The following is a 22937-nucleotide window of genomic DNA, read 5'->3' as shown; positions in this document are numbered from 1 at the left end:
GCCCGACCGGCCCGGGCAGTTGCCGGCTAGAGGAACCCCGCCCCGGTGAGGCAGTCTCAGGGGCGGGAGTTCGCTCCCTCCTCCCTACCCACGACAACAACGGAAGATGCCACGCCCATGCTCGAGGTCCTGCGCCGCATCACACAGGAAGTCACCGGGGCCCGCACCCTGGAAGCGGCGCTCGCCACCATGGTCCGGCGTATCCGCAAGGCCATGGAGGCCGATGTGTGCTCCTTCTACCTCTTCGATGAGGAGATCGAGCAGCTGGTGCTGATGGAGACCATCGGCCTGCGCACCCAGGCGGTCGGGCATGTGGCCCTGCCGGTGGGCGAGGGCCTGGTGGGGCTGGTGGCCAGCCGCGAGGAGCCCCTCAACCTCGAGGACGCCCAGGCCCACCCCCAGTTCCGCTACTTCGAATCCACCGGTGAGGAGCGCTACTCCAGCTTCCTCGGCGTGCCCATCATCCACCAGCGCCGCATGCTCGGCGTGCTGGTGGTTCAGCAGGCCGAGAAGCGCCGCTACGGCGAGGAAGACGAGGCCTTCCTCGTCACCATGGCGGCCCAGCTCGCGGGCGTGCTGGCCCATGCCCTGGCCACCGGCAACCTCACCCGGCCGAGCCTGGCGGGGCAGGTGCAGTTCAAGGGGGTGGCCGGCGCCCCGGGCATGAGCATCGGCGAGGCGGTGGTGATCGCCCCGCCCGCCGACCTCGACAGCGTGCCGGACCTGATTCCCACCGACGTCGAGTACGAGATCGCCCGCCTCAAGGAGGCGATCGGCCGCGTACGCGAGGAGCTGCGCGCCGCCGCCGAGCGCCTGGCCAACCGCGTCTCGGCCCAGGAGCTGGCACTCTTCGAGGTCTACCAGCAGATGCTCAGCGAGGCGGCGCTCTCCCAGGAGGTGGAGAAGCGCATCCGCGAGGGGCAGTGGGCGCCCGGGGCGCTGGCCGATGTGGTCAAGCGCCATGTCCAGTACCTGGAGCGGGTCGACGACGACTACCTGCGCGAGCGCGCCGCCGACGTGCGCGACCTGGGGCGCCGCGTGCTGGCGCACCTGCAGGAGGAGACCCCCCAGACGCCGGAGGTCTTCCCCGACAGCACCATCCTGGTGGGCGACGAGCTCAGCGTGGCCATGCTCGGCGAGGTGCCCCGGGAGAAGCTCGCCGGGCTGGTCTCGGTGCGCGGCTCCAGTACCTCCCACGTGGCGATCATCGCCCGGGCCATGGGCATCCCCACGGTACTCGGCATGGTCGACCTGCCGCTGCCGCGGCTCTCCGGCGCGCGGGTGATCCTCGATGGCCACCGGGGGCGGCTCTTCGTGCGACCGGGCGAGGAGCTGCTCACCCACTATCAGGGCCTGATCGCCGAGGAGCAGGTGCTCACCGCGGTGCTCGAGCACGAGCAGGACCTGCCCAGCCGCACGCCGGACGGCCACGACATGCCGCTGATGGTCAACACCGGCCTGGTGGTGGACGCGGTGGCTCAGCTCAAGCGCCGCATCAGCGGGGTGGGGCTCTACCGCACCGAGGTGCCCTTCATGGTCACCGAGCGCTTCCCCGGTGAGCAGGAGCAGACCCGGCTCTATCGCGATCAGCTGGAGAGCTTCGCCCCGCTGCCCGTGGTGATGCGCACCCTGGATATCGGCGGCGACAAGGACCTGCCCTATTTCCCCATCGAGGAGGCCAACCCCTTCCTCGGCTGGCGCGGGATTCGCGTCACCCTCGACCACCCCGAGGTGCTGATGGTGCAGCTGCGTGCCATGCTGCGCGCCTCCCAGGGGCTCGACAACCTCCAGGTGCTGCTGCCCATGGTGACCAACGTCGACGAGGTCGACGATGCCCTCAAGCTGCTCGATCGCGCCATCGTCGAGCTGGGCGAGGAGGGTGTCTCAGTGCCGCGGCCCAAGGTGGGGGTGATGATCGAGGTGCCGGCGACCCTCTATCAGCTCGACGCCCTGGCCCGGCGCGCCGACTTCTTCTCGGTGGGCAGCAATGACCTGACCCAGTACCTGCTGGCGGTGGACCGCAACAACCCGCGGGTCGCCGCGCTCTACGACGCCTGCCACCCGGCGGTGCTCTCCGCCATGGCGACCCTGGCCCGCGAGGCGAAACGCCTGGATCGGCCGATCTCGGTGTGCGGCGAGCTGGCCGGCGACCCCGCCGGCGCCCTGCTGCTGATGGGCATGGGCTTCGATGCCCTCTCCATGAACGCCCCCAGCCTGCCCCGGGTGCGCGCCGCCATCCGCCGCGTGCCGCTGCAAGGCGCCCGCGACCTGGTGGAGGAGACCCTGCGCCTCGACACCCCCGGCGAGGTGCGCCACCACCTGGCCGAGCGCCTGGGCGGCTGGGAACTTGGCCACCTGCTGCCGCCGCGGGATTGAGGCGTCTGCGCCCCGCAGGCGCCCAATGACCTCTGTGATGACTGGATAATTCCCGAGGCTCGAGGCTACTGGTGGGAGCTGGGCTTTGCCCGGCGAATGGCGGCGAAGCCGCCCCGGCGGTGTTGCCTAGCGGTGTAAACCCACCAGCCGCTCCACGCTCTCCCCCAGCGCCACGCCATGCGGCCCGAAGCGCCGCTCGCCGATCTCGAGGCGCCCGCTGGCATGCCAGCTCAGCCAGGTCATGGCGCGGGTGCCGTAGCGCTCGCCGACGATGAAGGGGGAGGAGAGCATCCGCTCCATCTCCAGGCCCACGCCGGTCTCCGGCAGCTGATCGTCATCGGCGGGGTGGCGGTCGCCCATGGCCGCCAGGGCATCCTCGGGCCAGCGGCCGTGGCGCAGGCTGGCGCCGAGCCCCTGGCGTACGCTGATCAGCTTGGGCCACGGCGTGTTGAGGCTTGCGTTGGAGAGCCCGTGCAGGCCCGGGGCGATCTCGCCCAGCTGGATGCCGTCCAGGCCGCGGTGCAGGTGCCACAGGCGCTCCCCGTCACCGGCCAGCAGGTTGAAGCCGGCGAAGCGGCTGGCCTCGCCGCCGGCGAGGCGGTCGAGCCAGGCGGGAAGGTCGGCGCAGGTGAGGGCATCACGCACCAGGTCGCCGCGGCTGGGCGCGTCGCCGGCCACCTTGAGGCGCGGGTCGCGCACATTGGTCACCGCCGCGAAGCGCCCGCGGCGGTGGACCGCCAGCCAGCTGCCGCCGGCCTCCAGGTCGCGGCCGCCGACGATGGCGGGGGCATCCGCCCAGCGGGCGAGGGGGGCGGCGGGGCGGGCGTGGAACTCGTCGCGGTTGGCGACCAGCCGCAGCGGCCACGCGCTGCCCGGACGGTGGTCGAAGGCAATCAGGCACATCCCGCCAGCTTAGCGGCTCCCGCAGGGCGCGGGAAGCGTTGAGCCGGCCACCCGGACGGGCGCCATGACAGCCGGCCGCCCCCGGCGTACACTCGTCCGTCACTCTCGTGACAAGCCAGGGATGACAATGCGAGTCGACAAGTGTCGCCCATGTCGGCGGCTTCCCCCCTACCTTCGCCTGGCGCTGCTGCTCCAGTCCGGCCTGCTGCTGGCGGGGCTGGCGATGCTGCTGACAAGCGCGCCCGGCGGCTGGCTGGCAGCGCTGCTGTTCGCCTCGACGCTCAACCTCGCCGCGGTGGCGGCCGGGTGCCTGCGCGAGCCTTCCCGCCATGCCGAGCCCTCGGCCGGCGCCCCGGCTCCCCTGACCCCTCCGCAGGCGGCACCTTCGGTGGAGCTTGTCGCTGCCGGCGAGGAGCAGCTTCGCCGCCGCCTGCAGGCCCTGGAAGACGACCTGGTGCGTCGCGAGCAGCGCCTGGAGCGCCTGACGGCGGGGCGCGATCGCGCCCGCGAGGAGTCGCGGCTCAAGTCCGACTACCTGACCCTGCTGGGCCGCGAGCTCCAGCCGTTGAAGGCCCGCCTGGATGCACTGCTGACGCCCCAGGACGAGCAACCCCCGGTTGGCCCGCCGCGCCGCGCTCTGGAGGAGCTGCGCGACAGGCTCGGCGACCTCGCGGTGCTGCTCGAGGACATCGCCGGCGAGGAGCCGGCCGCCACCGAGGCGCCGCCCGCCCACCGGGAGAGTCGGGTGCTGATCGTCGACGACGGCCCCGTCAACCTGATGCTGGCGCGCCAGGTGCTGGAGCGGGAGGGGCTTGCGGTGCGCACCGCCACCAGCGGTGCCGAGGCCCTGGCCAGCCTGGAGCAGCTCCCCTTCGACCTGGTGCTGATGGATATCTTCATGCCCGGCATGGACGGCATGGAGACCAGCCGCCGCTGGCGTGACGTCGAGGCTGCACACTACCCCGACCAGCGCAGCGTGCTGGTGGCGCTGACCGCCAACGCCAGCCTGGAGGATCGCCAGCGTTTCGCCGAGGCGGGGCTGGACGACTACCTGGCCAAGCCCTACCGGCCCCAGGAGCTGATCGAACTGGTCAGGCGCTGGCTGCCGGCCCATCATGAAGCCCCCGATACCCCCTGATTCCGTTTTACCCCCAAGGACTCCCGATGCTCGACTACCCCGATATCGATCCCGTGGCCATCTCCCTCGGTCCCTTCCAGGTCCACTGGTATGGCCTGATGTACGTGGTGGGCTTCGTTGCCGCCTGGTGGCTCGGCCGTCGCCGCGCCGCGCGCATCGGCCTGACCCACGACGACATCGGCGACCTGCTCTTCTACGCCGCCATCGGCGTGGTGGTGGGCGGGCGCCTGGGCTATGCGCTCTTCTACGGCCTGGGCCAGTGGTCCAGCGATCCGCTGTGGATCTTCCGGGTCTGGGACGGCGGCATGAGCTTCCACGGCGGCCTGGCTGGGGTGCTGCTCGCCAGCTGGTGGTTCGCCAGGAAGAAGGGGCTCGCCTACTTCACCCTCACCGACTTCGTCGCCCCCCTGGTGCCCATCGGCCTGGGCGCCGGGCGCATCGGCAACTTCATCAATCGCGAGCTGCCGGGCCGCGTCACCGAGCTGCCCTGGGGCATGCCGTTCCCGGGCCTGGGGCCCGAGCCGCGCCACCCCTCGGCGCTCTACGAGGCGGTGCTGGAAGGGGCGGTCCTCTTCGTGGTGCTGTGGTTCGTCTCGGCGAAGCCCCGCGCCCGTGGGCTGATCTCCGGGCTCTTCCTGATCCTCTACGGGGTGTTCCGCTTCGCGGTGGAGTTCGTGCGCCTGCCCGATGCCCATATCGGCTTCATCGCCTTCGGCTGGGTGACCATGGGCATGTTGCTGACCCTGCCGATGATCGTTGCCGGCCTGGCGTTGATCGCCTGGTCGCGGAATCAGCCGGTGGATGCAAAAGTATGAGTGGTGAGTGGTGAGTGGTGAGTGGTGAGTGGTGAGTGGTGAATCGTGAGTGATGCTCAGTAACGACGAGTGAGGCAGGAGGTGGAGTATGCGACTAACACCGGAGCAGGTTGCCATCATCAAGCAGGCCGCCGTTGAGGTCTTCGGTGATAGGGTCAGCGTGAAGCTCTTCGGCTCACGCCTGAATGATGCCGTGCGGGGCGGTGATATCGACCTGCTGCTGGAGAGCCCGGACGTCATCGAGAACAGGATGGACAAGATGCTGACCTTGACGGCGCGCCTGCAGCTTCGCCTCGGCGATCAGCCGATTGATATCTTGGTCGTCGATCCCGCCACGCCCTTGAACCCCGTGCATCGCCATGCCATTCAGACAGGTCGAGCGCTATGACTGAAGACCAGCAGCCGCTGCTTCCCATCGATCGTTTTCTCTGGACCCTCGATATCGTCGAGCGTGAGGGGAGGCATCTTCGCTACAGCTGGAAAAGCCTGTTCGCAAGCGGCAGTGATCTCGGGGCCGACTGGGTCGCTTCGCTCGAGCAACATCCCGAGGAGGCGATAAGGCTCGAGGCCTTCGTCTCCCGCTTCAGCCGCATGCAGGACACCATTGCCGATAAACTGATCCCTCGCTGGTTGCAGAGTCTTGCCGAGCGCACCGGTAGTCAGATCGAGAACCTCAATAGAGCCGAGCGACTGAGCGTGCTGGAGAGCACGGAAAGCTGGCTGGCGGCCCGCAAGCTTCGTAACCAGCTGGTTCACGAGTACATGCAGGACCCGGAGGCATTTGCCGCTGCGCTGGCCGCAGCCAAGGAGTACTCCCTGATGTTGATGACAACCTATAACCGCATACGTGGCTTTGCCGAACAGCGCATGGCCCTCGAGTCGGAACTGCCCGAGTTCCTGGTGTTACCCGATCAACAACCGCAGTGAGATCCGGTAGACTCCCGTCCCCATCCAGCAACCAGAAGAACGCCGTGACCGACCAGACGCTACCCGCCCTCGAACAGCCCTACCTCGACCTGATGCGCCAGGTGCTCGACCACGGCGTGGAGCGCGGCGACCGCACCGGGGTGGGCACCCGCTCCATCTTCGGCCACCAGATGCGCTTCGACCTGGCCCGCGGCTTCCCGCTCTTGACCACCAAGAAGCTGCACACCCGCTCGATCTTCCACGAGCTGCTCTGGTTCCTGGCCGGCGACACCAATATCGCCTACCTCAAGGAGAACGGGGTGAGCATCTGGGACGAGTGGGCCGACGAGAAGGGCGATCTCGGCCCCGTCTACGGCTACCAGTGGCGCAGCTGGCCCGACCCCCGCGGCGGCCACGTCGACCAGATCGTCGGGCTGCTCGAGCAGCTGCGCACGAATCCCCAGTCCCGGCGGCTGATCGTCTCCGCCTGGAACCCGGCGCTGGTGGACGAGATGGCGCTGCCGCCGTGCCACTGCCTGTTCCAGTTCTACGTGGCCGAGGGGCGGCTTTCCTGCCAGCTCTACCAGCGCAGCGCCGACATCTTCCTGGGCGTGCCCTTCAATATCGCCAGCTACGCGCTGCTGACCCAGATGATCGCCCAGGTCGCCGGGCTCGAGCCCGGGGAGTTCATCCACACCCTGGGGGATGCCCACCTCTACCTGAACCACCTGGAGCAGGCCGAGCTGCAGCTCACCCGCACCCCGCGTCCCGCACCGCGCCTGGCGCTCGACCCCAGCGTCACGGACCTGTTCGACTTCCGCTTCGAGCACATCGCCATCGAAGGCTACGATCCCCATCCCCATATCAAGGCCGCCGTGGCGGTGTAAGAGGAGAGAGGCCCTGTGAGCGAGACCCTGATTCCCGTGGCGATGATCGCCGCCATGGACCGCAACCGGGTGATCGGCGTGGACAACCAGCTGCCCTGGTACCTGCCCGAGGACCTCAAGTTCTTCAAGCGCATGACCCAGGCCAAGCCGCTGGTGATGGGCCGCAAGACCTTCCAGTCCATCGGCCGGCCGCTGCCCGGGCGGCTCAATATCGTGGTGACTCGCGACCCTGACTTTAACCGTGGAGACTCTCGCCACGACGGCATCCGCGTCTGCCACGACCTGGCTTCGGCCCTGGCCCTGGCCGATCAGCAGGCCACCATCGACGGCGTGGAGGAAATCATGGTGATGGGCGGCGCCGAGATCTACGCCCAGGCGCTGCCGCACGCCTCGCGCCTCTACCTGACCGAGGTGGCCATCGAGGTGGATGGCGACGCCCGCTTCCCCGAGCTCGACCCCGCCGAGTGGGAAGAGCTGCAGCGCGTGCCCGGCAGCCCCGCCGAGGGCCAGCCCGCCTATGATTTCGTGGAGTATCGCCGCCGCGGAGCTGTCGGTGCCTGACGACATTTGTCATGGGGCGGCATCTGGCACAGACTGGCCGGCATGGCCTCGCTCTCTGGCTCACGCGTGGAGGACAACGGTTTGATCGAGGAACGCCCAATTCCCCTGCTGGACGCCCTGGAGGGGCGCGCCGACACCCTGCTCAGGCTGTGGCGGCAGGAGCGCGAGTCGCGCCAGGCCCTGCAGCAGCGCCTGGACGAGCTGGAGGCCGCACATCTGGCGCTCACCGAGAAGAGCCAGCAGCTGGTGGAGAAGAATCATCAGCTGGTAGAGAAGAGCCATCAGCTGCTGGAAGAGCGTCGCGAGCTTGAGGCCAGCCGCCTGGAGCTTGTAGAAGAAAACCGCGAGCTCGACGAGCAGAACCGCGAGCTGGAGGAGCATAACCGCCACCTCCACGAGCGCCTGAGCGAGCAGCGGGAAGGGCAGGCCAGCGGTTTTCCTCGCCCCGCCCGCCGCTCCCAGGGGCTCTCGGCGCTGATCGGGCGCCGCACCGTGCCGACCGCCGATTCGGCCCAGGCCCCCGCGACGCCCGAGGAGCTCCCCGCGGGAGAGGGGCTCAGCGAGGAGATCAGCCAGGAGGTCGACCGGGCGAAAGGCGGTGTCAGCGGGGCGGCATCGGTCGCCTCACAGGAAGAGGGTTCACCGGCACCGACCGTCGCCGGCCAGCAGGACAGCCTCGCCATCGGCGAGGCCCCTTCGCCCCACACGCTGCTGGCCGAGTGGTACCAGCGCTACCCCGCTGCCTTCTTCAAGGGCCACACCCGCCCGCTCAAGGTGGGCATTCACGAGGAGCTGGCCGCGCGCGAGCCCTGGCCCGAGAAGCTGGTGCGCCGGGCGCTGGCCTGCTACGTGAACCTGCCCCGCTACCTCAAGGCGGTACGCGAGGGCGCCGAGCGGATCGATCTCGCCGGCCAGCCTGCCGGCGGCGTGGATGCCCAGGCCGCCGAGCACGCCAGGAAGAAGCTCGACCGCCTCCAGGCCGAACGCCGCGGCAAGGTGCCGACTGGCGCTGCCCGCCGCCAGGAGGCAGGCCCCGGGCGCCCCCGGCCGGGGAGCAAATCGGCAGACAAGCCGTTGAGCAAGTCGGGGGATGGACAGGGGGATAGACAGGAGGATAGACAGGAGGATAGAAAGGCCAGGTTCAAGGCCGGCCCCTCCCGGGAGGCGCCTGCGACCGGGGGCGACGCCGCCAGGCCGTCGGCGTTCAAGGCAGCGACCAAGCCCCAGCCCGCCGCCGAGTCCCGCCCCGTCACCATGGAGGAGAAGCTGGCCGCCCTGGTGGCCAAGCATCGCCACTCCTGAACCGCGTGACGCCTGCGGCGCAAGACCGCAGGTGGCATCGAAAGTTCCTGTGGGAGGGTGAACCCCGAAGGGAAACACTGTTTTTTCTTGTTGCGTTCCCATTTCTCCCGGTATAGAGTTCCTCTTGCGAGCATTGGACTACAACAAGGCTTCGCCGAGGCATGCCGCCGCGCCGCCGCTTCCCGGGAAGGGAACCGGCCCGCCAGAGAAGAGCAGGCCAGGCAAGCCGGCTGCAGCGACCGCCCCGCGGTCCGCAGGAAAACGATCGAAACAGACTGCTAGTCAAAGGAACCAATGATGAAAAAGACACTGTTAGCGACTGCTATCGCCGGCGCCCTGGGCGTCTCCGCTGCTGCCCAGGCCGCCACCGTTTACGACCAGGACGGCACCCGTCTGGACCTCTACGGCCGCATCGCGCTGGGCGTTTCCGGTGGTGGTGAAGAGGTCAACGAAGATGGCGAGAAGATCAACGGCTCCGAGTTCCGTGACGTCTACTCCCGTTTCGGCCTGCGCGGCACCCAGCGCATCTCCGACGACCTGACCGCCTACGGTAACTTCGAAGTTCGTCCGAAGATGGATGAAGTTAACCGCGACAATCAGCAGGTGCGCAACAGCTTCCTGGGTCTGCGCAGCAACACCTTCGGTAGCCTGCAGGCGGGTAACTTCGACAGCTTCTACCTGAACACCGTTGCCGCCCCGTTTGATGTCTACATCGACCAGGGCCTCGAGCTGACCGACGGCTCCCATCAGGCTCGCGGCGACTCCCTGGGCTATATCTCACCGAACCTGGAAGGCTTCCAGGTCTACCTGATGGCCAAGCACTACACCGGTAACACTACTTCTCGTACCGGTAACAGCGGCTCTGGTGATCTGGCTGGCTCAGAGGGCAGCAACTCTTCTAACTGGAATACCGCCGGTGGCGCCGTCTATGAAGTCGACGCCCTGCGCCTGGCCCTGGGTTATGCCCAGGATCGCGAGAGCACCGGTGGTCTCGGCGAGAACATCTACGGCGGCTCCGCTGTCTATGAGTTCGTGCCTGGCTTCTCCGGTCGTCTGGCCTACGAATACCAGTCCGACTTCGAGGACAAGATCGGCGTCGGCATGACCTACGCCATCAACGAGTGGGCCTTTAACCTGGACTACTACCGCATCGAGTCTCAGGGCGACTACAAAGCGGCTCAGCAGGATGCAGGTCTGAGCACCAGCCGCAACTCCTGGGCCGCCGGCGCCTACTACAAGGTCTCCAGCAACTTCGACGTCTTCACCGAACTGCACGAGTCCGATCAGGGCACCATCATTGACAGCGACACTACCGGCAGCGACTTCACCGACAACCTGCGCGATGTCCGCGACAACGTCTACTGGCTGGTCGGCGCTCGCTACCACTTCTGATAGGCTTCTGGCCATCAGATCTAGCGAACGTGAAAGCAGTACACAGAAGCCGGCCCCTTGTGGGCCGGCTTTCTTGTGCGCGCTTTGCAGGTCGAGATGATATTGCCCAACAGGTGATTCTCTATGGCACATCCGCCTGGCGGCAGGCAGCAAGCCAAACAACACCGCCCGTGGCGCCCGCTAGGCCATTCGCTCGGCAGAGCCGATCTCCCACCAGTCACCGCAAGCCCGCCGCCAGGCAGGCCCTTGGCCTTGCTTCGTCAATGAATCGAACCGGCCCACAGCTCTTGGCTCCCCCAATAGGATCTCCCGCCAGCCGCCTCCAGCCTCGTAAGGGCTGAGGCTATTGTTCTGCGTTCCACGCTTGGCAGTGTCACACCAATCTGCACGGCGCCAACGAAAAGCCCCGGCGGATGGCCGGGGCAAGGGGATCGAAATTCTGCTTGTACTGGGAACCGTGTGAAACGGTGGCGGCGCTTCCCGCGCCGCCGGGGGCAGGCTTAGAAGTTGTACTGCACCATGCCCTGGACGCGCACGGCATCGCCGTCCCGGCCGTCCTGCACTTCGCGGGTGTGGTAGCCCACTTCCACACCGTAGGTGACGTTGCGGATCGGCGACCAGATATAGTTCAGGTGCACGGCCTCGAACTGCTTGTTGGAATTGGCAGTTGCTGCTCCGGCGGCTTCGGCATCGTCGAGGTCGGCGCGGGCGATACCGTAGCCCAGGGTCATGTTGCCGGGACCGGCGGCCAAGGTGATGCTGGCTGCACCGCCGGTGGCCTTGATGGTCTCCAGGGAGCCGGTAGTTGGGTCGATATAGGCCGGTGCCGCCGGGCTGCCCTCCAGATAGCCGCCGATGCCGTCGCCGTGGGTCACGCCGCCGCGGATGGTCACGCCTTCGGCGACCTTGGCATTGGCTTCGAGGGCCAGGCCCCAGCCGGTGGCGGAATCGCTGCTCCAGGCTGCAGGAGCATCGTCTTGGCTGTTGGCGTCGTAACGCACCTGACGAAGCATGGCGGAGGCGGCATAGTTGAAGTCACCAGCAGCTCCCTGGTAGCGCATGGTCAGGTCGGGCAGGCGGCTCTTGGCGGCATCGCCTGAGCCAACTTGGTCAACATCTGTACCATTGACAGTAACGGTGTCTACAAAGCGGTAGGTTGCATTCGGCTTGCCACCCAGACTCTCCGGGTCTTCGAGGGCAATGGAGAAGCCGTCGACGGTATAGCGCAGCTGGGCCTGGCGGGCGGCGTTGCCGATACCCGGGGTCGGAGTGAAGTCGACGGTGGGGTGCATGGCCAGGAAGCCACCGAAGTTGGTCCAGGTCTGGCCGGCCAGCAGGCCATTCCACTCGCCGTAGGCGTGGCGCAGGCGGAAGGTGCCGCCGCCGCTGCCGTAGAAGTCGCCCTCGATCATGGTCTTGAGCTCGCTACCGCCCGCCGGGGTGGAGGTGGTAAAGCCCAGGCGGCTCTGGTAGGCGTGCATGGTGGTATGGCCGGTGGAGTTGGGCGTGCCATCAAGGCTGATATTTCCCCGGCTCACAGCGTTGCCCAACTTGTCATCCACGTCATAGATCAGGTCGAGCTTGGCGTAGCCGTAGATATTGGCGGTGGTGTCGCCTGCCTCGATGGTATAGGCCTGGGCGGCGCCGGAAACGGCCAGCGCCAGGGCGGAGGCGGTGAAGATCGATGCGGTCTTTTTAATTGTCACGTGCTGTTCCTTGTTATGCGTTGTTGTGCTCAACGGCGCCCCTCGCAGGAGGGCGCTCCTTATTGGTTGCTGTCTTAACGCTTACGTCAGCTGCATCCATCGAAAGATGTAGGTGACTTGATGCTAGACGGTACGAAATTATCCATCGGAAACGTTGATGACAATGGTATGGCAGCATTCTTAGACAAAAGAATAAGGTCATCGCCGGAACTTTCCGTTGGGCTGGTGGGACCCGCCGAGCCACGGTGGTGATAATGCGTGGCGATGACGTGGGCGACAGTCTGGGCGATCAAGAGAACGTGACTTGCCCTCTCCCGAGCGGCATGGTCTAACCTGACCTAGGTCAATGAACGCCTGACAAGACGCCAAGGATGCGCGTATGACCACTGCCAGCCAGACACAGCGACGCCAGGGCGAGCGGCACTGCGAGGGTTGCTCGCTGCACTCGGCTTGCCTGACCCGGGGGCTCACCCAGGCCGCCCTGGACGCCTTCGACGAGATCATCGTGCAGCCTCAGCCGCTCAAGCGCGGCCAGGAGCTGGTGCGCCAGGGACAGCCCTTCCGCAGCCTCTATCTGGTGCGCACCGGCAGCCTCAAGCAGGTGATGCGCCTGCCCGGGCGCCAGGACGAGCAGGTGATCCACTTCTACCTGCCCAGCGAAGCGGTGGGGCTCGAGGCGATCGGCGAGGCGAGCTGCCCCGCCTCGGTGGTGGCCCTGGAGACCACCTTCGTCTGCGAGCTGCCCTTCGAGCAGCTCGAGTCCCTCGCGGTGCGCCACGACGCCCTGCGCGCCGAGCTGATGCGCTGCATGAGCCGTGAGCTGCGCGGCGACCAGCGCCAGGTCTGCCTGCTCTCAGGGCGTACCGCCGAGCAGCGCCTGGCGGCTTTCCTGCTGGGTCTCTCCCAGCGCTTCCACGCCCGCGGCTACTCCCGCTATCGCTTCCAGCTCACCATGTCCCGCGCCGACATGGGCAGCCACCTGGGGCTGGCCCTCGAGACGGTGAGCCGGGTGATGGGGCGCTTCCAGCGCCAGGGGCTGGTGAAGGTATCGGGGCGAGAGTTGACCATCCGCTCCCTGGAAGGGCTCGAGGCCTTGGGCGAGGAGCCCTGACCCATACACTCCCCGTGCCCCTAAGGGTTGAAGCCGCGTGATTCTCCCGATGTCCTCTTTCGGCGACGCTGAGGGCATCACCTGATAACATCGGTTTACCCTTCTCATACGATCTTCCTACCGCTGATGACGACTCGCCCTGCTGGCCCGCCAGCGCCGGAGGCTCCTTGGCCGGCTGGCTGAATCTCTCCCTTCGCCTGCGGCTGCTGCTCGGCATCGGCCTCGGCTGGCTGGTGCTGGTGGTGGCGCTGCTGGGCTACAGCCGTCTGAGCGGCGAGAACCTCACGCGCCACGAGAACCTTGTCCATCTGGAGTACGAGGCCCAACTGGTGGCGGACCAGCTCACCCGGGAGCTTGCCGAGCGCAAGCGGATGCTGGCGCGGCTGGCCGACGCCATCGACATCGCTGACCCGGGCTCGAGTCGCGGCTGCGCAACCAGCAGCCGCTGCTGGCGCTCTTCGACCGGCTGATGGTGTTCGATGCCGAGGGCCGTCCGGTGGCGGACTGGCCGCCATTCCCCGCGGGTGGCCCCGAGATCGGCCAGCGCCCCTACTTCACACACGTGAAGGCCTTTCGTCGCCCCCATGTCAGCGAGCCCTACCGCGGCGGCGAGACCGGCATCGACCAGGTGATGGTGATGCATCCGCTGCTGAGCGAGCGGGGTGAATTCCTCGGCATCCTCGGCGGCAACACCAGCCTGCGGGACGGTGAGGCCTACCTGAACCTGCGCGGCAGGCGGCTGGGCGAGGCGGGCCATATCCTGCTGGCCACCGCCGATGGCCAGGTGATCAGCCACCCCAACGAGGCGTGGCTGATGCAGGCGCTGCCGGGGATGGAAACCCACCCGCTGGTCGAGCAGGCGCTGCTGGGCTGGCAGGGCAGCGGCGAGGGGCTGACCCTGGATGGGGAGCCGGCGCTGGTCGCCTTCCGCCAGGTATGGCCGGCGGATTGGCTGGTGGGCGTCTACCTGCCGATGGACGAGCTGCAGGCGCCGGTGCGCCGCTACGCCAGGGAGCTGCGCTGGGTGGGCATCGGCAGCGTGGCGCTGATGCTGCCGCTGCTGTGGTGGCTGCTCGGGCTCGGACTGCGCCCGCTGCACCGCCTGGAGCGTCAGATCGGCCGGGTGGGGCAGGGTGAGGCAGAACGACTGGAGCTCGACACCGGCATGGTCGAGCTGCAGCAGGTCGCCGAGGCCTTCAACCACGTGGAGGCGGGTCGCCGTGATGCCATGGAGTCGCTGGAGGCCCGCGAGGCCTTCCTGCAGGCGGTGCTGGCCTCGTCACCGGTGGGCATGTTCCTCACCGACCCCCGCGGCCAGGTGAACTACCTCAACCCGGCGCTGACCGCACTCTCTGGCATCGCGCTCGACGACTATCGGCCCCAGGCCTGGCTGCGCCGCGTGCATCCCGAGGACCGCGGCGCCTTCCTGGCGGGCTGGCGCCAGGCGCTGCTGCCGGGCGGTGTCCTGACCCAGCTCTATCGCTTCCGCAGCGGCGAGGGCGAGTGGCGCTGGCTTGAGGTGCACGCCAATCGGGTCAGCGGTGGTGGCCGCGTGCTGGGCTATGTGGGCCTGGTGCAGGACATCACCGACCGCCACGAGCGCGAGCAGCGCCAGCGCTGGGAGGCGGAACACGACCCCCTCACCGGCTGCCTCAACCGGCGCGGCTTCGCCCGCCGGCTGGCAGCGGCCTGCGAGCTGTCACGGCGCAAGGCGGACCACGCTCTGGCGCTGGTGATGCTCGACCTGGACCACTTCAAGGAGATCAACGACAGCGCCGGCCACACGGTGGGCGACACCCTGCTGCAGCGGGTGGCCGAGGCGCTGCATGACACCGTGCGCGACGAGGACGCCGTGGCGCGCCTGGGTGGAGACGAGTTCGCCATCCTGCTCGCCGGGGCCTCAGCCGCGGTGGCGGGGGAGGTGGCCGAGCGCGTACGCCGGCGGCTGGCGGAGATCGACTTTCGCCATGGTGGCCGCCGCTTCGGGATCAGTGCCAGCGTGGGGGTGGCCCTGTTCAGCGAGGAAGACGACGACGTGAGCCTGATGGAGCGCGCCGATCAGGCCAGCTACCGGGCCAAGCAGGGCGGGCGCAACCGAGTGGTGATGGCGGATGCCTATCTGCCGCTGGATGGTGACTGAGCGCCGGCGCGTCGCGCTCAGAACAGCAGCGGGTTCGGCCAGCGCAGCTGCAGCGCCACGCCGAGCCCCCACAGCAGCGCCACCAGGCCCAGGGAGAGTGCCAGGCTCGGCAGCCAGGGGCTACGATACTGCAGCCTGAGGAAGCCGAGCACATAGAGCCCGGCAGCGGGCAGCGCGCCGATCAGGAAGAACAGGCCGATGAAGGCCGCCATCCAGGCGAAGAAGAGCAGGCCCCGGGCATAGAAGGCCGGGGTCTCCTCCTCCTCGGCGAGGTCGCTGAAGTCACTCTCCTCCTTCGCGCCGCGGCGGAGCGCCTGGCGGCCCAATTCCAGCAGGGCGAGCAGGATGCCGAGGCCGGCCACCGCGGTGGGAAAGAGCCTTGCGCCCAGCGAGAAGCCCTGGCTGATCCAGAGGATCGCCACCAGGCAGGCCAGGATCAACAGCACGAAGGGGGTCTGCAGGTGGTGGGTCAGCGCGGCGACCAGGCGTGCCTTCATGATCTTTCCTCCTTGGCGTCCTGCCTCTTGCCATTGTCCTCGCCTGCGTGCTGCAGGGCGTCGGCGCGCCGCTCGGTGGAGCGCTTGAGCATCACGCTGCCCGCCACCAGGAAGACCGCCAGGGCCCCGATGGTGAGCACCCCGGGGCGTACCAGCCACTCCCAGTCGTAGAGGTTGTAGGACATCCACAGGTAGCGCTCGGCGAGCCCCGAGAGGATGAAGCCGATCAGCAGCGGGGGCCGCGGCATGCCGGCGCGCTTCATGATCCAGCCGAGCATCCCGAAGCCGAGCAGGAAGGCGAGATCCGCCCAGTGACGGGTCTCCTGCCAGGCGCCCACCACCACGATGACGATGATCACCGGGGCGATGTACTGGAAGGGGATGAAGGTGAGCCGCGAGATCGGCCTGGAGAGCAGCAGGCAGATCAGGGTGCCGAAGACGTTGGCCAGCGCCAGCGACCAGATGATCACGAACACCAGGTCCAGGTCCCGGGTGAGCATCTGGGGACCGGGCTGCACGCCGAAGATCATCAGCGCGGCGAGCAGCATCGCCATGGCCGAGGAGCCGGGCACGCCGAACAGCAGGGTGGGCATCAGCACGCCCCCCTCCTTGGCGTTGTTGGCGCTCTCGGGGGCGATCACCCCGCGCACGTCCCCCTTGCCGAACTGGCTGCGGTCCTTGCTGGTCTGGGCGGCGATGCCGTAGTTGACCCAGTCGATGATCGACGAGCCCATGCCGGGGATCGCACCGATGGCCACGCCGATGATGCTGTGGCGAATCACCAGCCACTTGTGGTGGAGGGTATCCTTCGCCCCCTGCACCCAGCCGTGGCCGAGGCCCCGGGAGCGCTCGGCGATGGCGCCGCCCCGGGCCAGCAGGTCGATGATCTCCGGCAGGGCGAACAGGCCCAGCGCCACGATCACCAGCGAGAGGCCGTCATAGAGGTAGAGGAAGTCGCCGGCGAAGCGGTACTCGGCGGCCACCGGGGCACCGCCGATGGTGCCGAGCGCCAGGCCCGCCACGGCGGCCAGCATCCCCTTGAGCGGGCGGTTGCCGGAGAGCACCCCGATCATCGAGAGCCCGAGCAGGGTCAGCATGAAGAGCTCCGGCGAGCCGAAGGCCAGGATCAGCGGGCGGGCGAAGGGCACCACCGCGGAGAGGGCCAGCGCGCCGATCAGCCCGCCGATCAGCGAGGCGGTGAAGGCGGCACCCAGCGCCCGGGCGGCCTCGCCGCGCCGCGCCATGGGGTAGCCATCCATGATGGTGGCCTGGGAGCCCGAGGAGCCGGGAATGCCCATCAGCACCGAGGGGAAGGTGTCGGCGCTGGGCACCGCGGCGGCGATGCCGATCAGCAGGGCCACGCCGGCGTAGGCGTCCATGCCGAACAGGAAGGGCAGCACCAGGGCCATGCCCATCAGGCCGCCGAGGCCGGGCAGGATGCCCACGGCGATGCCGATGGCCACGCCGGCGAAGAGCATCATCAGGCGAAAGGGGTCGAGCAGGATCCACAGGGCGTTGATCAGGGCGTCGAGCATGCAGACGGAGTCTCCGGCTTACAGGAACGCAAACGGCCGCCCGAGCAGCTCGGGCGGCCGGACGGCAGGTGCGAGGGTCAGTCGAACTCGGTGCCGAAGCGCTCGTTGAGCATGTCGCGCAGGAAGTCGAGGACCTCCGGCGAGGCGGCGTCCATGCTGGCCTTGATCTGGCCGAGGTCGTCGCCCCACATGATGTCGTAGCCCTCGAGGATGTTGGCCGCGGCGGCCTGGAAGTCGGGGTCGTTGACCATGCCCTCGACGCCGATCTGCAGCGCCTCCATGGCCTCCTCGGGGATATCGCTGTGGGCCCAGACGGTGCCACGGGTGTTCTGCACCAGCGGCACGGTGGCCTTGAAGGCCTCCCAGATGGTGCCGGAAGGCATCTCACCGTGGATCTGCTCGTAGAGCTCGGGGGCGGTGATCATGTCGGGCACGGCGGGGTCGCGCACCGGGTTGCCGTCGGCGTCGATGAAGCCGATGGCGTAGAGCGGCATGGCGCGGCCCTCGTCCACCAGCGGCACCACGCTGTTGAGGTAGGCGGGGGTCGACTGGGTGTTGATCATCAGCTCGCCGCGCTCGAAGGCGATGCGGGTGTCGCCGCGGCCGCCGTAGCCCGGCACCGCGCGGTAGTTGAGGTCGAACATCTCCAGCGCCACCAGCGACTCGAGCAGGCCCACCGGATCGGTGATGCCCTTGGTCAGGCGGCCGCGGGCCTCGAGCAGCTCGCTGGGGTCGTCGATGCCGGCCTGGGTGGAGATGGCAGTAACGTGCCCCATGGGGGCGGCGACCACCGGCTCGAGCTCGTCGAGGTCCAGGCGCAGGCCCTTGAGGCCCAGGAAGGCCCGCAGGTTGAGGTGGCCGGAGGCGGTCATCAGGGTGGTGCCGTCGCGGTCGACCCGCTCGGCGAACTCGTTGCTGCCGAGAAGGCCGCCGGCGCCGGTGACGTTCTCGGCTACCACGGTCGGCTCGCCCGGGATGTGCTTGCCCAGGTACTGGCTGATCAGCCTGCCGAAGGTGTCGGTGCCGCCGCCCGGCGAGAAGGGGATGATCATGCGGATGTTCTTGCCGTCGTAGTAGTCGGCGGCCTGGGCGGTGCCGGCGAGGCCGGCAGTGGCGAAGGCCAGGCCGGCGGCGAGTGCGGTCAGGAAGCGAGTCTTCGGCATGAGTGAGCTCCGGTCGGTGCGATTCTTGTTGTGCAAGCCTAGGGGCGGCGGATGTCAGCCAGATGACATCCGCGTTTCACGACACGCCAAGCATAGGCAGGGGAGCAGGGGAGCACCAGAAGAGGGGGTAAACGGCCGGCGCCGCCACCAGGGTGAGAACTTGGCGCCATGAGCGAGCCAACGGTTCGAGTCGGCTCAGTTCCCCGCGCCGGAGATGGCGCAGTTGCGGCCGCTTCGCTTGGCGCGGTAGAGGGCGCCGTCCGCCCGGCCCAGCAGCTGTTCGATGGACTCGCCGGGCAGCATCTCGGCGACGCCGAGCGACAGCGTCACCTGCCCGACCTCGGCATCCCGCAGCTGTTCCACCGCCTTGCGCAGGCGCTCCGCGAGCCCCATGGCCACGGCGCTGTTGGCCCGCACCACGATCAGGAACTCTTCGCCTCCCCAGCGGATGGCCGGATCGCTTGCGCGCACCTGCTGATGAATGACCTTGGCGACCTGTTGGATGATGCGGTCGCCGGCGAGGTGGCCGAAGCGGTCGTTGACGGTCTTGAAGTGGTCGATATCGCAGATCACCACGCTCAGCGGCTCACCGCCGATGAGGTGTGCATGGAGGGCACCGTGCAGCGCGTCGTCTCCCGCCCGCCGGGTCAGCAGGCCGGTGAGCTTGTCCTCGGTGGCCATGGAGTGCAGGACCCGCTCCCGCTCTACCAGCTCATCCACATGCCATGAGGTGCTGATGAAGTGGGTGCGCCTGCCGATGTCGTCCAGCACCGGGGCGATGCTCTGCTCGACGAAGTAGCGGCTCCCATCCTTGCGCTGGTTGATGAAACGCGCCTGAAAGGGGCGGTTGTTCTCCAGGGTCTGCCACATCTTGCGATAGAAGTCGGGACTCTGCTCGCCGGAGCCCAGCAGGGCGGGCGTGTGGCCCTTGACCTCCTCAAAGCGGTAGCCGGTCAGCGCCTCGAAGGCCGCGTTGGCAAAGACGATGCGGGCGTCCCTGTCGGTCACGAGGATCGGATCGTGGGCCTGGTTCAGGGCCTGGATCAGCATGTCGCGCTCCGCCTCCGCCTGGATCCGGGAGGTGATGTCCTGCTGCATCGATACGAAGTGGGTCACGCGGCCGTCATCGCCGAAGACCGGAGAGATGCTCCAGTTGACGACATAGGGCCTTCCATCCTTGCGATAGTTGACGGTGCTGCCTTCCCAGAACACCTGCTCCTCAAGCCCCCTGCGCAGCGACTCGATGACCGCCCGGTCCGTGTCGGGGCCCTGCAGCAGGCGAGGGGAGCGCCCCAGCAGTTCGCTGCGCTCGTACCCGCTCATTCGGCAGAAGGCGGGATTGCAGTAGACGATGAAGGGGCCCCCATTGGTCAGGTCACCGTCGGTGATCAGCACGGCGTTGTAGGCCTGCTCTGTCACGGCATCGATGAGTCTCGGGGCCTCGTCTCCTTCCAGCATCTTGCAGCTCCGTGTTGGCCACCCTCCTGTCGAGGAATGATGGCCTGGCGTTTGATGTGCCGTTTATGCGTGTCGCTCAGTCATCAGCGCCGACTCGATCGGCTGCGGGCGCGCGAACAGATAGCCCTGGAAGCGCCGGCAGCCGTGCGCCATCAGCCAGTCGCGCTGCTCGACCGTCTCCACGCCTTCGGCGATCACGCTCAGGTTGAGCTTTTCTGCCAGGGCGATGATGGTCATGACGATCGCCGCATCGGCAGGGCTCTCCAGCAGGTCGCGCACGAAGCTCTGGTCGATCTTCAGTTCATCCAGCGGCAGCCCTTTCAGATAGCCGAGCGATGAATAGCCGGTACCGAAGTCGTCCAGCGAGAACTGCACGCCCAGCGAGTTCAGCCTCTCCATGACCAGGCGCGTGGCCTTGGGGTCGTGCAGAAACAGGCCTTCCGTGACCTCCAGCAGCAGCCGGGTCGGGTCGGCCCCGCTCTCGTTGAGCAGCTGGCACACCTCATCGACGAAGCCCGGCTGGTTGAACTGCGCTGGGCTCACATTGACCGAGAGCGTGAGCGTCTGCAGCTCGGGGCGGTGGCGCCACTCTGCCAGCTGCCGGCAAGCGGTTTCCAGCACCCAGTGCCCGATGGGTATGATCAGGCCGCTCTCCTCGGCCAGGGGAATGAAGACCCCGGGAGAGATCATGCCGCGCTCGGCGTGCTGCCAGCGAAGAAGGGATTCTACGCCAATCGGATCGCCCGTTTCATTGACCTGTGCCTGGTAGTGCAGTACCAGCTCGCCGCGTTCCAGGGCGTGGTAGAGGTCGGCTTCGAGCCGGGTACGCTCCACCATGGCGGCTTGCATGCTCGTATCGAAGAAGCGTGAGGTATTGCCGCCCTGGCGCTTGGCCTCATACATGGCCAGCTCCGCCTGATGCACGCTTTGCGCCGACTCCTGCGTCGACTGGTGGAACAGCGCGATCCCGATGCTGGCGCTGATCGGCAGCGCCTTCTGGTTACTGCCGCTGCAGGCTCGGATCTGCAGCAGCAGGGCGTCGGCGGCGCGCTGTGCCTTGAGCGCCGCGCTCTGCGGATCGCTGCCCAGGTGTCGGCTCAGCAGCACGAACTGGTCGCCGCCCCGTAACCGGTCATTCCAAGGCGTGCCGATTTCCGCTTGCCTTATACGTCGCGTAGTGGCTGGATCAGGGCCACCGCGACCTTCCACTGCCGGTGATCTTCCGACTGCACGAGGACGGTCTTGCGGTTGATCTTGATGACGCGACCGAACACCTGACCCTCGCGGCTCTCGAAGGAAACGGCCTGCCCCAGGGTCAGGCGGCTCAACACCGCCATCTCCTGACGGGCCTGGAGTTCATCGATACGGCGGCAGATGAGGTCGTTGAGCGCCAGGAGCTGGTCGAGGCTCATGTCGTCGATATGCATGGGGAACCGGATCTCGTGCATCGGGAAAGGCGCCACCTTGCCCGATGCGCAGGAAGGTGTCGATTCAGCGCTCGATGTCGGAGCGCAGCGGCGCGTCGGCGAACAGGGTCTTCCAGCGACGCGGTGTCAGCTCGTCGACCCGTGAGGCGGGATGAAGCGCCACGCGCTGGAGGACATCGACCAGATAGGTGTAGGGGTCGACGCCCTGCAGCCGGCAGGTGGTCAGCAGGCTCTGCACGATGCCGACGTGCTCGGCGCCGACCTCGCTCCAACAGAACAACCAGTTGCGCCTTCCCATGGGAATGCAGCGCAGGCCACGCTCCAGGTGGTTGGTGTCGATCGGCACGTCGGGATCGGACAGGAACACCTCCAGACTGCGCTGCCGCTTCAGCGCGTACTCGACGGCCTTGCGCAGCGGGTGGCGGGGCTCCAGATCGTCCCGATGAAGCTGGTGATCGCACCATTGCCAGAAGGCTCGCACCCGCGGTTCGCTGTAGTCGGTGCGCGCCTTGAGTTTCTCCGGTCCTTCGCGGCCCTTCTCACGGATCCAGGTCTCGGCCTTGTAGAGCCCGGCGATCCGCAGCAGGCCTTCCTCAACCGCGTCATCACTGCCCTGCGCCTTCTCGAAGTGCCTCCGTGCGTGGGCCCAGCATTCGGCGTGGGTCACCCCCGGGCGCTTCTCGGCATAGCGGGCATAAGAGGCGTTGCCGTCGGTCAGCAGCACGCCTTCGAAGTGGTCACCCAGCACCGTGTCGATGTGGGCCTTGGCGCGTGACGGGGAAAAGGTGAAGCTGATCTCGTCGTGGTCACCGTACAGCGGCCAGAACCATGCCTCCTGCATCTTGCCCTTGGTCTTGCGGCCCGCCTTGATCGGCGTCTCGTCCATGGCCAGCACCTGGCTTTGCAGCACGTGCTCCAGCTGGGCCAGGTGGATCGGCGACAGCAACGCCGCAGCTCGCGCCACCTGCTGAGTCAGTGTGGTGCGACTGAGCTGGATGCCGGCCTGCTGCAGGCGCTGATGCTGGCGATAGAGCGGCAGGTGGTAGCAGAACTTGTCGACCAGCAGGCCGGCGATGAAGCTGACGTCGGCCAGTGAGCCGTCGAACAGCGTGGCCGGCGCTGACGTTGCCTGGGGCGGCGCCGCCTTGCTGACCTTGAACACCGGGCAACGATACTCCAGCACCTCGAAGCTGGCCCGGCGCTGCGCCAGGCGGAAGGTGCTGCGCGTGGCGATCACCTCGACGTCGTCCAGGCTCATGCCCTCGGGCAGGTCCGGTGCCACCTCGATCACCTTGACCGGCACCGAGGCATCGAAGCGCAGCCCGGTGTCGTTGACGGCATCACGACGCGTCTTGCGTGACGGCGTCTTGGCGGGTGAGGCGTCTTCATCAGGCTCGGGCGGCGGCGGAGCCGGCAGATCCTGCATACTGCCGAGCAGGCTCTGTTGCACGGCCGGGTCGATCGCCAGCAGGCGCTCCGACTTGCGACCGAACAGCTGCCGCTTGAACCAGTCGAGCTGGCGTTGGAGCGACGCATTCTCTTCCCTGAGGACCGAGTTTTCGGCCAGAGATTGCTGGTATTTCTGCTCCAGAGACGGCGACGACACGAGGCGATATTTCC

21 protein-coding genes are annotated in these 22937 nt (G+C 67.6%); 12 read left to right on the top strand and 9 right to left on the bottom strand.

From position 1 onward, the window contains the following. The first annotated feature begins 117 nt into the window (after positions 1-117). Positions 118-2376 (top strand): phosphoenolpyruvate--protein phosphotransferase, encoded by a 2259-nt coding sequence (gene ptsP / locus HIR79_RS15480; protein WP_169959008.1) that lies wholly within the window; start codon positions 118-120, stop codon positions 2374-2376. Positions 2377-2502: 126 nt separating this feature from the next. Here ptsP and HIR79_RS15475 read toward each other — a convergent pair whose 3' ends face one another. Continuing rightward, a complete protein-coding gene (locus HIR79_RS15475; protein ID WP_169959007.1) occupies positions 2503-3279 on the bottom strand; it encodes an NRDE family protein in 777 nt (258 codons plus the stop codon). A 127-nt stretch (positions 3280-3406) separates the two neighbouring features. Between HIR79_RS15475 and HIR79_RS15470 the strand changes: the two genes are divergently transcribed. From HIR79_RS15470 to HIR79_RS15435, 8 genes are all read left to right on the top strand, one after another. Then, positions 3407-4417, top strand: a complete 1011-nt coding sequence (locus HIR79_RS15470) for a response regulator (protein ID WP_169959006.1) — start codon at positions 3407-3409, stop codon at positions 4415-4417. Positions 4418-4443: 26 nt separating this feature from the next. Next, positions 4444-5232: a prolipoprotein diacylglyceryl transferase gene (gene lgt, locus HIR79_RS15465; protein WP_169959005.1), complete on the top strand. Its 789-nt coding sequence runs from the start codon at positions 4444-4446 to the stop codon at positions 5230-5232. 88 nt (positions 5233-5320) lie between these two features. Further along, positions 5321-5620, top strand: coding sequence for a nucleotidyltransferase family protein (locus HIR79_RS15460; protein ID WP_169959004.1), 300 nt, complete (start codon positions 5321-5323; stop codon positions 5618-5620). Then, positions 5617-6159 (top strand): hypothetical protein, encoded by a 543-nt coding sequence (locus HIR79_RS15455; RefSeq protein WP_169959003.1) that lies wholly within the window; start codon positions 5617-5619, stop codon positions 6157-6159. The genes HIR79_RS15460 and HIR79_RS15455 overlap by 4 nt, the downstream gene beginning before the upstream one ends. Before the next feature lie 44 nt (positions 6160-6203). Continuing rightward, positions 6204-7025 (top strand): thymidylate synthase, encoded by an 822-nt coding sequence (locus HIR79_RS15450; protein WP_169959002.1) that lies wholly within the window; start codon positions 6204-6206, stop codon positions 7023-7025. Positions 7026-7067: 42 nt separating this feature from the next. Further along, entirely contained in the window at positions 7068-7586 is a 519-nt protein-coding gene (locus HIR79_RS15445; protein WP_169959624.1) for a dihydrofolate reductase, read from the top strand. A gap of 42 nt (positions 7587-7628) precedes the next feature. Further along, positions 7629-8888 carry a ProQ/FINO family protein gene (locus HIR79_RS15440; RefSeq protein WP_211620852.1) on the top strand — a complete coding sequence of 420 codons (1260 nt, stop codon included), beginning with the start codon at positions 7629-7631 and terminating at the stop codon, positions 8886-8888. A gap of 297 nt (positions 8889-9185) precedes the next feature. Then, positions 9186-10280, top strand: a complete 1095-nt coding sequence (locus HIR79_RS15435; RefSeq protein ID WP_169959001.1) for a porin — start codon at positions 9186-9188, stop codon at positions 10278-10280. Between the two features lie 500 nt (positions 10281-10780). Here the strand turns inward: HIR79_RS15435 and HIR79_RS15430 are convergent, their stop codons facing one another. After that, positions 10781-11986 carry a DcaP family trimeric outer membrane transporter gene (locus HIR79_RS15430; protein WP_169959000.1) on the bottom strand — a complete coding sequence of 402 codons (1206 nt, stop codon included), beginning with the start codon at positions 11984-11986 and terminating at the stop codon, positions 10781-10783. A 379-nt stretch (positions 11987-12365) separates the two neighbouring features. Between HIR79_RS15430 and HIR79_RS15425 the strand changes: the two genes are divergently transcribed. The 3 genes from HIR79_RS15425 to HIR79_RS15415 all read left to right on the top strand — a co-directional run bounded on the left by HIR79_RS15425 (position 12366) and on the right by HIR79_RS15415 (position 15237). Beyond that, positions 12366-13097, top strand: coding sequence for a helix-turn-helix domain-containing protein (locus HIR79_RS15425; protein ID WP_169958999.1), 732 nt, complete (start codon positions 12366-12368; stop codon positions 13095-13097). 167 nt (positions 13098-13264) lie between these two features. Beyond that, positions 13265-13567 carry a hypothetical protein gene (locus tag HIR79_RS15420; RefSeq protein WP_169958998.1) on the top strand — a complete coding sequence of 101 codons (303 nt, stop codon included), beginning with the start codon at positions 13265-13267 and terminating at the stop codon, positions 13565-13567. Then, positions 13567-15237, top strand: coding sequence for a sensor domain-containing diguanylate cyclase (locus HIR79_RS15415; RefSeq protein ID WP_169958997.1), 1671 nt, complete (start codon positions 13567-13569; stop codon positions 15235-15237). The genes HIR79_RS15420 and HIR79_RS15415 overlap by 1 nt, the downstream gene beginning before the upstream one ends. Positions 15238-15254: 17 nt before the next feature. On the opposite strand, the gene HIR79_RS15410 is transcribed toward HIR79_RS15415, so the two are convergent. The 7 genes from HIR79_RS15410 to tnpC form a co-directional block, all read right to left on the bottom strand. Next, entirely contained in the window at positions 15255-15734 is a 480-nt protein-coding gene (locus HIR79_RS15410; protein ID WP_169958996.1) for a tripartite tricarboxylate transporter TctB family protein, read from the bottom strand. Then, complete coding sequence (locus HIR79_RS15405; protein WP_169958995.1) at positions 15731-17269, bottom strand: tripartite tricarboxylate transporter permease; 1539 nt, start codon at positions 17267-17269, stop codon at positions 15731-15733. Before HIR79_RS15405 ends, HIR79_RS15410 begins: the two co-directional genes overlap by 4 nt. A gap of 77 nt (positions 17270-17346) precedes the next feature. Further along, the gene (locus HIR79_RS15400) at positions 17347-18432 is read right to left on the bottom strand and encodes a Bug family tripartite tricarboxylate transporter substrate binding protein (protein WP_169958994.1); all 1086 of its coding nucleotides are present in this window, start codon (positions 18430-18432) and stop codon (positions 17347-17349) included. 195 nt (positions 18433-18627) lie between these two features. Beyond that, on the bottom strand, positions 18628-19890 hold the full coding sequence (locus tag HIR79_RS15395; protein ID WP_169958993.1) for a sensor domain-containing diguanylate cyclase: 1263 nt from the start codon (positions 19888-19890) through the stop codon (positions 18628-18630). A 63-nt stretch (positions 19891-19953) separates the two neighbouring features. Further along, on the bottom strand, positions 19954-21099 hold the full coding sequence (locus tag HIR79_RS15390; protein ID WP_283241839.1) for a putative bifunctional diguanylate cyclase/phosphodiesterase: 1146 nt from the start codon (positions 21097-21099) through the stop codon (positions 19954-19956). Further along, positions 21054-21338 (bottom strand): transposase, encoded by a 285-nt coding sequence (locus tag HIR79_RS15385; RefSeq protein ID WP_249322186.1) that lies wholly within the window; start codon positions 21336-21338, stop codon positions 21054-21056. The genes HIR79_RS15390 and HIR79_RS15385 overlap by 46 nt, the downstream gene beginning before the upstream one ends. 43 nt (positions 21339-21381) lie before the next feature. Continuing rightward, positions 21382-22923 (bottom strand): IS66 family transposase, encoded by a 1542-nt coding sequence (gene tnpC, locus HIR79_RS15380; protein ID WP_211620849.1) that lies wholly within the window; start codon positions 22921-22923, stop codon positions 21382-21384. Between the last annotated feature and the right edge of the window lie 14 nt (positions 22924-22937).

This window comes from Halomonas sp. PGE1, from assembly GCF_013000985.1.
GTDB lineage: Bacteria > Pseudomonadota > Gammaproteobacteria > Pseudomonadales > Halomonadaceae > Halomonas > Halomonas alkalicola.
The sequence above is the reverse complement of the archived record's forward strand: the minus strand, read 5'-3'. Positions and strand labels throughout refer to the sequence as shown.

Coding starts and splice junctions, on each gene's coding strand:
- ptsP (WP_169959008.1), top strand. CDS start 118: ATGCTCGAGGTCCTGCGCCGCATCACACAGGAAGTCACCGGGGCCCGC.
- HIR79_RS15475 (WP_169959007.1), bottom strand. CDS start 3,279: ATGTGCCTGATTGCCTTCGACCACCGTCCGGGCAGCGCGTGGCCGCTG.
- HIR79_RS15470 (WP_169959006.1), top strand. CDS start 3,407: ATGCGAGTCGACAAGTGTCGCCCATGTCGGCGGCTTCCCCCCTACCTT.
- lgt (WP_169959005.1), top strand. CDS start 4,444: ATGCTCGACTACCCCGATATCGATCCCGTGGCCATCTCCCTCGGTCCC.
- HIR79_RS15460 (WP_169959004.1), top strand. CDS start 5,321: ATGCGACTAACACCGGAGCAGGTTGCCATCATCAAGCAGGCCGCCGTT.
- HIR79_RS15455 (WP_169959003.1), top strand. CDS start 5,617: ATGACTGAAGACCAGCAGCCGCTGCTTCCCATCGATCGTTTTCTCTGG.
- HIR79_RS15445 (WP_169959624.1), top strand. CDS start 7,068: ATGATCGCCGCCATGGACCGCAACCGGGTGATCGGCGTGGACAACCAG.
- HIR79_RS15440 (WP_211620852.1), top strand. CDS start 7,629: ATGGCCTCGCTCTCTGGCTCACGCGTGGAGGACAACGGTTTGATCGAG.
- HIR79_RS15435 (WP_169959001.1), top strand. CDS start 9,186: ATGAAAAAGACACTGTTAGCGACTGCTATCGCCGGCGCCCTGGGCGTC.
- HIR79_RS15425 (WP_169958999.1), top strand. CDS start 12,366: ATGACCACTGCCAGCCAGACACAGCGACGCCAGGGCGAGCGGCACTGC.
- HIR79_RS15415 (WP_169958997.1), top strand. CDS start 13,567: ATGGTGTTCGATGCCGAGGGCCGTCCGGTGGCGGACTGGCCGCCATTC.
- HIR79_RS15410 (WP_169958996.1), bottom strand. CDS start 15,734: ATGAAGGCACGCCTGGTCGCCGCGCTGACCCACCACCTGCAGACCCCC.
- HIR79_RS15405 (WP_169958995.1), bottom strand. CDS start 17,269: ATGCTCGACGCCCTGATCAACGCCCTGTGGATCCTGCTCGACCCCTTT.
- HIR79_RS15400 (WP_169958994.1), bottom strand. CDS start 18,432: ATGCCGAAGACTCGCTTCCTGACCGCACTCGCCGCCGGCCTGGCCTTC.
- HIR79_RS15395 (WP_169958993.1), bottom strand. CDS start 19,890: ATGCTGGAAGGAGACGAGGCCCCGAGACTCATCGATGCCGTGACAGAG.
- HIR79_RS15385 (WP_249322186.1), bottom strand. CDS start 21,338: ATGCACGAGATCCGGTTCCCCATGCATATCGACGACATGAGCCTCGAC.